The following is a 12,198-nucleotide window of genomic DNA, read 5'->3' on the forward strand; positions in this document are numbered from 1 at the left end:
ACTTTCGTCCATTGCGGATGATTCCCTACTGCTGCCTCCCGTAGGAGTCTGGGCCGTGTCTCAGTCCCAGTGTGGCCGATCACCCTCTCAGGTCGGCTACGCATCGTTGCCTTGGTAGGCCGTTACCCCACCAACTAGCTAATGCGCCGCGGGCCCATCTGTAAGTGATAGCAAGAAGCCATCTTTCATCATCGGTTCATGCGAACCGATGTGTTATCCGGTATTAGCCCCGGTTTCCCGGAGTTATCCCAGTCTTACAGGCAGGTTGCCCACGTGTTACTCACCCGTCCGCCGCTCGTTCCACAGACGTCCTCCCGAAGGATTCAGTCTGCTTCCCGCGCTCGACTTGCATGTATTAGGCACGCCGCCAGCGTTCGTCCTGAGCCAGGATCAAACTCTCCATAAAAGTAGTTTGATTGGCTTGTTTGTTTCGTCTTAGTAACTTTCCACCAACCGTTGAAAGTTACCGAATTGACGACAGGCTATTTTGTTTAGTTTTCAAGGTTCGAATGTCAGTCGCATCAAAAAAGCGACTCAATCATCATAACAACTTCTCTTTTGTGTGTCAATAACTTTTTTATGTCTTTATTAACTGAAGAAACTGTTGGTGCCGCCTCAAAACAGCGACTTTATTAATATAACAATTAATCAATTGAAAGTCAATAAATTTTTAAGTTATTTATTAATGATTTTTGTTATGCTGAGTTGCGTTATTGTTTCCTTAACGCGACGATTAATAATTTATCATGGTTTTAAATCTATGACAATAGTTTTTATTGATTTTTTCAAAGAAAGTTTATTCTGAAAGTATTATTCAATTCATTCTGAGTTAAACAAGCTGCTCGCATACCGTCGCATCACATCATAAGTCTTCCATTCTACAACACTATAAGTTTAATTCTATCCTTATCAATACACCGTTTCTTTTTCATTAAAACCAAATAAAAAACTGCTTGCCACAACTCTTTTATAGAGTGCGACAAGCAGTTAGTAATATACATTATTTTTTAGCCACGATTACGCATTTGCGGGAACAGTAATACGTCACGGATTGATGCAGAGTTTGTTAAAAGCATTACTAAACGATCAATACCAATACCTAATCCACCAGTTGGAGGCAGGCCATACTCTAATGCTTCTAAGAAATCATCATCCATTAAGTGAGCTTCATCATTCCCTTGTTCACGTTCTTTTAACTGAGCTTCAAAACGTTGACGTTGGTCAATCGGATCATTTAACTCAGAGAATGCGTTAGCATGTTCCCGTCCAACGATAAATAATTCGAAACGATCCGTGAAACGAGAATCTTCTTCATTCTTTTTAGCTAATGGTGAAATTTCTACAGGATGTCCATAGATAAATGTAGGTTGCACTAAAGTATCTTCTACTTTTTGTTCAAAGAATTCATTAACAATATGACCATATGTCATGTTTTTGTCTACATCTACTCCGTGTTCCTTAGCTAGAGCATGAGCTTCATCATCAGACATTTCTGACCAGAAATCTACACCAACCACTTCTTTAACAGCATCAACCATATGCCATCTCTTCCATTGAGGTGTTAGATCTACTTCTTCTTCACCGTACTGAACCTTTGTTGTACCTAGCACTTCTTCTGAAATATGAGCAATAACGTTTTCAGTTAAATCCATAATGTCATGGTAGTCTGCATAAGCTTCGTATAGTTCAATCATTGTAAATTCCGGGTTGTGTCGTGTAGAGACACCTTCATTACGGAATACTCGTCCAATTTCATAAACTTTCTCCATTCCACCTACGATTAAACGTTTCAGGTGTAGTTCAATAGCAATACGCATATATAATGGTATGTCTAATGCGTTATGGTGTGTTTCGAATGGACGAGCTGATGCTCCACCTGGAATAGCGTGCATCATTGGGGTTTCTACTTCTAAGAAACCTTTATTATCTAAATAACGACGCATGGACTGAATTATTTTACTGCGTAAGATAAATGTCTCGCGACTTTCTAAATTAGTAATCAAATCTAAATAACGTTGTCGATAACGTTGTTCAACGTCTTTAAGGCCATGGAACTTTTCAGGTAAAGGACGTAGTGATTTTGTTAAGAAGAAGAACTCATCAGCTTTAACCGATAGTTCGCCTACATTTGTTTTAAACATAACACCTTTTACCCCTACAATATCCCCTAAATCTGCTTGCTTGAAAACTTCATAAGCCTCTTCGCCTACACGGTCTTTACGTACATAAATTTGGATTTGTCCTTCTAAATCTTGAATGTGCGCAAAACCGGCTTTACCTTTTCCGCGTTTAGTCATAATACGACCAGCTATAGTTACAGGGAATTCTTTCTCCTCTAATTCTTCTTTAGAATACTGGTCATACGATTCTTTTAGTTGATCAGACAAATGTGTACGGTTAAATTTATCACCGAAAACATTTACACCTGACTCTTGCAGTGCACGTAATTTTTCAATACGTGTTTGCATTTGATCATTTAGTTCTTCTGACACGATATTCACCTCAATAATCTTCTATTATTAATATAAGTTACGACGCTTTTGTAGCAACTTTTACTCTTAAACATTTTCATCTAATATTTCGATTAGCTTTTCTTTCAAGTTACAGTCGTTAATACGTTTTCTAACTTTACCATTACCTTTTAGGGCTTTCAAGTACCATGCTGCATGCTCATGCATTTCAAAGCACGCTTACCCTTCAATCTAATCATAACTTCTTATTATATAACCTAACATCATCTATATCACTTTGCGACAACATTTGATACCATTGTTCAATCGTTAAGTTGCCAAACGTAATGCCTGGAGCAATTTCTTTTAATGGAACCAAAACAAACGCCCGTTCGTGCATTCTCGGATGAGGCACGGTTAGGTCTTCCATTTCTATCGTCTTATTATCAAACAATAATATATCTAAGTCAATGGACCTTGGACCGAACCTGATTTTCCGCTCTCTTCCTAATTCTTGTTCGATCTGCTGACAATAATTTAATAAAGCAAAAGGTTCTAAGCTTGTCTTCGCTTTAACGACCATATTTAAAAAGTCAGCCTGCTCTAAGTAACCAACAGGTTTCGTTTCATATATAGAAGAAAGACTAACTAATTCCAGTTCTTTATGGTCACTTAACGCTTGAATGGCATCTGACAAATGTTCCATCCTCGGTTCGATGTTTGTTCCTAATGCTATAAACACATCATGCATAATCTTGTCTCTCCCGAGTTATTTCAATCGCAACTTTATCATAGTAACCTGGAATAGGAGGTCCTGGTTTATCAACTTTTACCGTACACGCTTCTAGTTTGTCAAATTGATCAAACAATTGATGTGCAATATCCTCAGCAACAGCTTCCACGAGATTTTTCGCTTCACCTTCAACGATCTTCTGAACGAGTTGATACACTTGACCGTAATGTATACTGTCGTTCATGTCGTCTGTTTCTCCTGCTTTTTTTAAAGCTGTCATTAGTTCGACGCTTACCGTAAAGCGTTGTCCCAGCTTATTTTCTTCAGGATACAACCCATGATAACCGTAAAACATCATATCCTTAACTATAATTTTATCCATGCAGGTAGTCTCCTTTTCCCATCATTAAATCCATCATTTTAACTGCTCGTTGGACTTCTTTTACATCATGAACACGCACTAGATCAACACCTTGTTGAATACCATAGCAAACTGTAGCGATGGTACCTTCCACACGTTCTTCAGCTGGCAAATCCAGAGCATGTCCAATCATTGATTTACGAGAAGTTCCTAATAAAATTGGATAGCCTAATACTTTTAGCTCGTGCAAACGTCGCATAGCTAATAAGTTTTGCTCATAGGTCTTTCCAAAACCAACACCCGGATCTAAAATGATGTGTTCATCAGGTACACCATGTTTTTTAGCAATCTCTATACTTTCAGAAAGACTCTTCTTCATATCCTCAATCATGTCATCATATTTAGTTTCGGTTTGATTGTGCATAAGGATTATTGGGACGTCATGTTGTTTAGCTACAGCAGCAATTTCGGGGTCTGCCTTAGCTCCCCAAACATCATTAATGATGGAGGCACCTGCTTGAAGAGAGGCATCAGATGTTTTGGCTTTAAAAGTATCAATAGAGATCGGTATGTTAACTTGGTCTTTTAATTGTTCAATAATGGGGACCACTCGATCAATCTCTTCCAAGGCATCAACCGGTTCGTGCCCTGGACGTGTAGATTCACCACCAACATCTATGATTTTTGCGCCATTAGCTTCCATCTCTTGTGCATGTTGAACAGCCTTTGACGTTTCATTAAACTGACCACCATCTGAAAATGAATCAGGTGTGACATTTAAAATCCCCATAATCACTGTTTCTTTGTCAAAATTTAATTCGTATTGATCTTTAATGTTTAACTGACGCACATTAATCCCGCCTTACTGCTTTAACTGCTCTAAATCTTCAGCACTAAAATGATAGACTTCATGACAAAATTGGCAAGTTGCCTCTGCTCCGTTGTCTTCTTTTATCATTTGGTCAATCTCTTCGTTCCCAATGCTCATAATAGCTGTTTCTAGACGTTCTTTTGAACATTTACATTTAAATTGAACATCTGTTTTAGATAACTGCTTCCATTGTGAGTCTTCGAAAATCTCATTTAAAATATCTTCAGGCGTATAACCATCATGAATCAAAGCTGAAATCGGACGAATTTCTCCTAACCTTTTCTCCAGCTTTTTCACCGTTAATTCATCAGCATCTGGCATCATTTGAACAATAAACCCACCTGCAGCCAAGATTGATAAATCCGGGTTCACTAATACTCCCGCACCAACTGCTGAAGGAACTTGTTCGGATGAAGCGAAGTAATACGTAAAATCCTCACTAACTTCCCCAGAGATAATTGGTACTTGACCAGTGAAATTACTTTTCATCCCTAAATCTTTTACAATACTTAGAGTCCCACTCGTACCTACCGCACGACGAACATCTAATTTGCCTTGTTCATTTAAGTCAAAATCAACATGTGGGTTTTTAACATAACCACGTACATCACCGTGTGCGTTACTATCAGCAATCACGTACCCAATCGGTCCGTCACCTTCTAGTTTAGTTGTTAACTTGTCTTCTCCTTTTAACATCGAACCCATCATAGCTGCAATCGTCATTGTTCGTCCAAGTGCAGCTGAAGCCGTTGCCCACGTTTCCTGTCTTCGGCACGCTTCATTAACTAACTCAGTTGAACGAATAGCAAATGCACGAACTTGGCCATCGTAGGCTGTTCCTCGAATCATATAATCACTCATGTTGTTCACCCTTCGTTTTTCTTATTAATACAGTATATTTCATATAAACCTTTTAGTGTTAATGCTTGATCGACATGATCAATTGTTTTAGAACCTTTAGCGATGAGTTTAGAAAGTCCACCGGTTGCAATGACTGTAGGTGTTTGATTAGCTCTATCTTTCATACGATTAACAACTTCGTCAACTTGTCCAATATACCCAAAATAAATACCTGATTGCATCGCTTCTACAGTAGAGCTTCCCACTACATCAGCTGGCCTGGCAATTTCAATTCTAGGTAGCTTCGCAGCTTGTGCATAAAGAGCTTCTGTCGAAATATTAATACCTGGGGCAATAGCGCCACCTTCATAAGCTCCATCTTCATTGACATAACAATACGTAGTTGCCGTACCGAAGTCTATAATGACTAAAGGAGCACCATATTCCTTGATAGCACCAACAGCATTAACAATTCTGTCAGCCCCAATTTCCTTTGGGTTCGGATAGTTCATTTTAAGGCTAGTTTCTACAGAAGTATGACCAACAATAATTGGTTCAAGGTGGAAATATCTTTCACACATTTTTTGTAAAGAAAACATTATTGGAGGTACAACTGAAGATATAATGACTCCTTCAAAGTCTTTGAAACCTAAATCATTATGTTCTAACAATGATTTAACCTGCATCGCATACTCGTCTTCAGTTTTATGACGATTAGTTGCGACTCGCCACTGATAAACTAATTCCCCTTCGTCAAAAACACCTAAAACCGTATTGGTATTTCCAACGTCTAAAACAAAAATCATGCCTTCAACCCATTTCTTTATATTTAAATTGATTACACTACTTGTATTTTAGTGAAGTTTAACACGTAAATCATAACATAAATTATTTAAACTGTGTGGTTTGAAAGTTTGGTAACAAGAGTAAAGAAACGAATGAGGTTTTCTGGTTTAATTTAATGACTGTCTTAGTGCTCAAGTTCAAAAAAGTAGTGCTTAAGCTTGCCATTTTAGTACTCGAGTTATACAGGCATTTACCCATGTTCATGAGTTAAGTACTCAAGACCATATGCTTACAGTCGTTTAACCGAATGATTCTGCCCCTAATTCATCTCAAAAAAAAATCCTCACTGCTACCAGTGAGGATTTTAATTTATAATTATTCTTTTCGATTAGAGTCATCATCTTCATCGGATAGCGGTTCTTCTTCACGCTTTTGAATGTTGACTTTAACATCATGTTCTTCAGATTTAGTCTCTTCTTCAGAAGATTGCTCATCAGGTTGGTCATCAGTTGCAGATAACTCGTCTTCCTGATCATCTTTTGGTTTCTCAGGCAGTACACCTTTTTCAAATAATCCATGAATTTGAGCGGCATCTAACGTTTCAACTTCTAATAACGTTTTCGCTATTAGTTCAAGTTGTTGTTGATGCTCAGTTAGGATATTTTTCGCTCGCTCATAGCAAGATTTAATAATCGATTGAATTTCCTGGTCAATTTCATATGCAATTTGATCACTGTAGTTAGGATCATTTTGAATATCACGACCTAAGAACACTTGCCCACCGGTACTACCAAATTGTAATGGTCCTAGTTTGTCACTCATACCAAACTCAGTCACCATTTTACGTGCTATACCTGTTGCACGCTGGACGTCATTATGAGCACCTGTGCTCACTTCACCGAAGATGATTTCTTCAGCGACACGACCACCAAGTAAACCGGTAATCTTATCTAGTAATTCCGGCTTCGTCTGGAAGTAACGGTCTTCTTTAGGTAGCATCACCGCATAACCACCAGCTTGACCACGTGGTACAATCGTTACTTTGTGAACCATATCGGCTTCATCTAACACTTTACCGATGACTGTGTGACCACTCTCATGGTATGCCACAATGTTTTTCTCTTTCTCAGAGATGACTTTACTCTTCTTAGCAGGACCTGCAATGACACGGTCGATTGCTTCATCAACGTGTTCCATCGAAATTTTCGTCACGTCATCACGAGCCGCAACAAGTGCCGCTTCGTTTAATAAGTTCTCAAGATCCGCACCAGAGAAACCTGGAGTACGCATCGCAATTGTTTTTAGATCCACTGTATCATCTAATGGTTTGTTCTTGGCATGTACAGCTAGCACCTCTTGACGACCTTTAACATCTGGAGCATTAACCGTTATTTGACGGTCAAAACGTCCCGGACGTAATAATGCCGGGTCAAGAATATCCGGGCGGTTGGTCGCAGCAATCATAATGATTCCTTCATTAACACCAAAACCGTCCATTTCAACTAGTAACTGGTTTAATGTTTGTTCACGCTCATCATGTCCACCGCCGACACCTGCGCCACGTTGACGACCTACAGCATCAATCTCATCAATAAACACAATACATGGTGCATTTTTCTTCGCATTTTCGAATAAGTCACGTACACGTGATGCACCAACACCAACAAACATCTCTACGAAATCAGAACCACTGATTGAGAAGAATGGTACGCCCGCTTCACCAGCTACAGCTTTTGCAAGTAATGTTTTACCTGTACCAGGAGGTCCCACTAATAGGATCCCTTTAGGAATTCTTGCCCCAAGCTCAGTGAACTTGCGAGGGTCTTTTAAGAAATCGACCACTTCAACGAGTTCTTGCTTCTCTTCATCAGCCCCTGCAACATCAGGGAATTTCGTTTTCTTTTTATCTTCGGTATACATCTTCGCCTTACTCTTACCAAAGTTCATCATGCGGCCACCGCCGCCTTGCATTTGGCCTAGTAAGAAGAAGAATAGGATAAACAGAATAATAAATGGAATTAACGTGGTAAAAAAGCGTGCCCAGGCACTCGGCTCTTCAGCTTTCTCAATCGTTAAAATGGCTTGCTCTTCAGCCTGCTCAATAATATTACTTACGACTTGATCATTCGCAGGAATTTCAGCACTGAAAGCTGTCGTTTCTCCATCTTTCACATACTGACCTCTTGCTTCGTAAGCTTCATTTGTATATTGTAAGGTCATTTCTTCAACCTGACCTTCAGATAGTGCATTTGTAAATTCAGTATAATTTAACTGTTCCGTTTCCGGGCTTGGGTTATTTAACATCCCGATAATGGCTATAAGCACTAAAAATATAATAAAGAAAAAGAATGTATTTCGGAACACTCGGTTCATTACGTACCTCCTCCTAAGCGACAAAACTAAACTAATACTACCATAATAATTTCGGTACTCTCAACTTATAGCAGTTGAACATTTTCTGACAATTCGTACAAGCTATCTAATTCAATTTATGAATAGATTTCTGGTTTTAATACTCCGATATAAGGAAGGTTACGATATTTTTCCTGATAATCTAACCCATACCCTACAACAAAAGCATCTGGTACTTCAAAACCGACTAAATCAGCTTTAACATCAGACTGTCTTCCACTTGGTTTATCTAATAAAGTAACAATCGTGATTGAATTTGCTCCACGATATTTAAATAAATCAACTAGGTAACTTAACGTTAAACCACTATCGATAATATCCTCGATAATGAGTAAGTCACGACCCTTAACTTTTGTATTTAAATCTTTAATAATCTTAACTTCACCAGTTGAACGCATACCGCCTTCGTAACTGGACACATCCATAAAATCCATTTCAATGTGAGTGTCCACACGTTTAAGCAGGTCGCTCATAAATGGCATTGCGCCTTTTAGAACTCCTATAGCTAATGGAAACTTTCCATCAAACTTCTCAGTGATTTCAGAAGCTAATTCCTTTGTTTTAACTTGAATATCTTCTTCAGGTATTAAAATTTCTTTAATCTCATCGTGCATGGAGATCCCCCTAATCATTGTTATCGATTGTTATTTGAACAAGCTTATTATGGCTATCTTTTACTAAGTGACTCTTACAAATGTATGGTACCCAAATAATTTCACCATCTCCATTAACGATAATGGGCCATTCATCTCTTAAGTACTCAGGAATCTTTTGATCAATAAACAAACTTTTTATTTTTTTATGACCATCCATACCTATAGGTTTAATACGATCACCACTTTGTCTCGTTCGCACAGTAAGCGGGAACTCCATGTGATTTTTATCACATAAAATTTGATTAGAAGACATATTTGAAGGTGATTCTACTTCATGGACTCGTACCACCCACCCGTTAGGAAGGGTTAGTGCATCCCCTATTGATAGTTGTAATTCATAGGGCTGAGTCTTAAAGGAGCCTTTGATGATCTGACATTCATCATAAGCTTTAACAAAGGTAAAATGGTCAGATATTCTATACTGACTATTCGATTGTGTTGAATAAAGCCATTCAATAAACGGCTCAAAATAATCTTTATCAAACGAATAGGCAGAATGAAGATAGTTTAATATTAGATGAAAGGTTCGTCTTTGTAAAGACAATGACATTCCTTTAAACTCACTAATTAAAAAGCTGACTTTTTCTTTGTGAAATGTAGCGATTTTTTGTAATTCTTTACTCGCTAAGTCCATTAACAATTCGTCATCTTCAAGCAGTTGTCCTTGAAGTTGAGCCATACTTTTCTGTAAGTTCGGGTTCTCACTTTTTAATAATGGAATCACATGATGTCTAACTCTGTTACGTGTATAATCATCTTCGTCATTTGATGAATCGATTCTTGGAGATAATTGATGCTCTTTTATATATTGCCATATATCATCCTTCGTCAAACATAGAAATGGACGAATTATAATATGGTTGTCGAATGAACGTTTTACAGGTATGCCATTCGGTCGAACACCTTTAGAAAATTGCATCACCATCGATTCGACTAAATCATCCTGGTGATGACCAAAAACTAATTTTGCTTCTGAGTGTTCTTGCATTTGTTCTTTAAAAAATTGATATCTCAACTCTCGTGCAGCCACTTGAGTACTAACTCGGTTTAATCTTTTATAAGCAGCTACATCAACTTGTCCTATTGAACAAGGTACACCCAGCTTCTCGCACACCTCTTTAACAAATAATGCATCATTTAAAGAATCTTGTCCTCTTAGTTGATGATCCACCGTTAAGGTATATAACTTCAAATTCCAGGAAGCTTGAATCGAGACAAAATAATATAAGAGTGCTAACGAATCCGGCCCACCAGACACAGCTAAAAACAATGTATCACCTTGTTCGAATAACTGATGTTTCTGATTGTATTTATCTATTTGTTTGTTCATAACTGGTACACCATCTTCGGATTATTACTATTCTTTTATCGTATCACTTTATAAAAAAGAAGTTCAATAAAAGTACACTCCTAATTTTACATGATAAAGAAATAAAACAATACCAAATGAATGCTTAAAATCGAACTTATTCCAATCACTTCTGGCCAAGGGCTTGGTGTGCGCTTGTTTTTTCTTTTTTTAGGAGAGCGTTGTTTTTGTACACGCGCCTGACGACTATTAACTTGCTCAATGTCTTTCTTCATGTCATGGGCGGAAAGATACTGTCCTTTTAAAGCTTTATAAATCACAGAATGCAATGGTTTTAAATTAGTTGCCTGTTGTGTAAGTTTTATTATATCTTTCTGACCAGGTTTATGGATTTTAATATGTGGGTCCATACTTAACATACAGACAGCATAGGCAAATAAATCATACTGGGGTTCTGCTCGCCGATCTCCCATTTTCCAATACCCTCGGTCAAACCAGGTGGTATATTCACGGATAGCTCGACCTCTTTGAGTGACACCCCCTACATCTACTAACCTCGCCCGTTTAGTTTGTTTATCAATCAAAATATTGTCCGGCTTTAAATCTCCAAATATGTATCCTAACTCATGTAGTTGCTTCAATTGTGTGAGTAGCTGTGAGCTTATCGGAAATAACCAAGACAGACCATGACTTTGAATCCAATCCCCTAGTGGGACACCATCAATAAACTCCATGACATAGAAGGCGTGCTTTTGACTATGGTTAATCGTTGCATCATCCACATCTAATAAAAGAGGTCCAAGTGGCATACCTTGGACCTTCTTCAAAGCTTTAAGAACATTCACCTCCGCCGCTATGACAGAAGAGTCTTGACTAATTTTTAATGCGACTTGTTTTTGACCGACTGTTGCTAAATAAATTGACCCTCGAGCACCTTCACCGAGTAATTTCACAATTGAATAAGTCCGTTTATTCCATATCCCTTTTAATCTTTGGTGCTTAGTAAGACGAACCGTAGGATGAATCGATGATGTCATCTGACTCTTCCCTCCACTCCTCTAATGCAGGTACCTCTTGGAATGAACGAACAACCTGTTTTAATGCAGCCCCAGTTGGCGTGATGCCTCCTGCAGCTAGTTTAGGAAACACTTTAGCCACACGCTTACCATCATTCGTCCATGGGAGTAACTCTTTAACAATTTGATTTCGAGCCGGAAATTGAAAGATGGAGTAATGATGATTCCCAGTTCTAGCTTGTAAGCTTAAAATAAAATCATCAATGGCATCTTTCACACCTTCCATTTTGTGTTGCATACTTGCACTTGTATCAACCAGAATCAAAACTTGTAAATCTACTGATTCTCCTAAATCTTCGACCACACGCTGAACTTCCCCTCGTGTTTCTGGTGGAAGATCCTCTTCATCCGTTTCTTTCCCAAAAATCTCTTTTAATTCTTTAGAAACAAAACCTTGAATGGTTTGTGTCATTGCCTGACGTGTAACTGTCTGAACCGTTTCAGATAAGACATCTGCATAAACAATTCTACTAATACCATTACCAGCTTTAGCAATGTCATTAACTTCTGATAATCCAACAGGCTCCTCAGTCTGATCATCATCAAGGACTCCGATTACATTTACAGCAATTCCTTTTTGAGAAATCATTTCACTCACTTGAATTGGGTCTTCCCCTTGGTTTGAACAACCATCTGTAATTAATAAAATTTGACGTATCGTTCCAGCTTTCATAATAGCGCCTCCTTCATCTTTTTAACCATTG

11 protein-coding genes and 1 rRNA gene are annotated in these 12,198 nt (G+C 38.3%); all 12 read right to left on the minus strand.

Going from position 1 to position 12,198, the window contains the following annotated elements:
• Positions 1-406: ribosomal RNA gene (locus tag E3U55_RS09270) — 16S ribosomal RNA — on the minus strand; the annotation flags it as partial.
• A 601-nt stretch (positions 407-1,007) separates the two neighbouring features.
• Positions 1,008-2,492: a lysine--tRNA ligase gene (gene lysS / locus E3U55_RS09275; RefSeq protein WP_134340157.1), complete on the minus strand. Its 1,485-nt coding sequence runs from the start codon at positions 2,490-2,492 to the stop codon at positions 1,008-1,010.
• A gap of 214 nt (positions 2,493-2,706) precedes the next feature.
• A complete protein-coding gene (gene folK, locus E3U55_RS09280; protein ID WP_134340158.1) occupies positions 2,707-3,201 on the minus strand; it encodes a 2-amino-4-hydroxy-6-hydroxymethyldihydropteridine diphosphokinase in 495 nt (164 codons plus the stop codon).
• Positions 3,194-3,565, minus strand: coding sequence for a dihydroneopterin aldolase (gene folB / locus E3U55_RS09285; protein ID WP_134340159.1), 372 nt, complete (start codon positions 3,563-3,565; stop codon positions 3,194-3,196). The genes folK and folB overlap by 8 nt, the downstream gene beginning before the upstream one ends.
• Complete coding sequence (folP, locus tag E3U55_RS09290; RefSeq protein WP_134340283.1) at positions 3,558-4,334, minus strand: dihydropteroate synthase; 777 nt, start codon at positions 4,332-4,334, stop codon at positions 3,558-3,560. The genes folB and folP overlap by 8 nt, the downstream gene beginning before the upstream one ends.
• A gap of 72 nt (positions 4,335-4,406) precedes the next feature.
• Positions 4,407-5,276 (minus strand): Hsp33 family molecular chaperone HslO, encoded by an 870-nt coding sequence (hslO, locus tag E3U55_RS09295; RefSeq protein ID WP_134340160.1) that lies wholly within the window; start codon positions 5,274-5,276, stop codon positions 4,407-4,409.
• Positions 5,277-5,281: 5 nt separating this feature from the next.
• Positions 5,282-6,061, minus strand: a complete 780-nt coding sequence (locus E3U55_RS09300; RefSeq protein ID WP_134340161.1) for a type III pantothenate kinase — start codon at positions 6,059-6,061, stop codon at positions 5,282-5,284.
• 355 nt (positions 6,062-6,416) lie between these two features.
• Entirely contained in the window at positions 6,417-8,414 is a 1,998-nt protein-coding gene (ftsH, locus tag E3U55_RS09305) for an ATP-dependent zinc metalloprotease FtsH (protein WP_134340162.1), read from the minus strand.
• A gap of 116 nt (positions 8,415-8,530) precedes the next feature.
• Positions 8,531-9,067 (minus strand): hypoxanthine phosphoribosyltransferase, encoded by a 537-nt coding sequence (gene hpt / locus E3U55_RS09310; RefSeq protein WP_134340163.1) that lies wholly within the window; start codon positions 9,065-9,067, stop codon positions 8,531-8,533.
• 10 nt (positions 9,068-9,077) lie between these two features.
• Positions 9,078-10,439 (minus strand): tRNA lysidine(34) synthetase TilS, encoded by a 1,362-nt coding sequence (tilS, locus tag E3U55_RS09315; RefSeq protein WP_134340164.1) that lies wholly within the window; start codon positions 10,437-10,439, stop codon positions 9,078-9,080.
• Positions 10,440-10,525: 86 nt separating this feature from the next.
• Entirely contained in the window at positions 10,526-11,455 is a 930-nt protein-coding gene (locus tag E3U55_RS09320) for a serine/threonine protein kinase (protein WP_134340165.1), read from the minus strand.
• Positions 11,418-12,167, minus strand: coding sequence for a VWA domain-containing protein (locus tag E3U55_RS09325; RefSeq protein WP_134340166.1), 750 nt, complete (start codon positions 12,165-12,167; stop codon positions 11,418-11,420). The genes E3U55_RS09320 and E3U55_RS09325 overlap by 38 nt, the downstream gene beginning before the upstream one ends.
• Positions 12,168-12,198 lie beyond the last annotated feature (31 nt).

It is taken from the genome of Filobacillus milosensis (genome assembly GCF_004402015.1).
In the GTDB taxonomy this organism is placed as follows: domain Bacteria; phylum Bacillota; class Bacilli; order Bacillales; family Alkalibacillaceae; genus Filobacillus; species Filobacillus milosensis.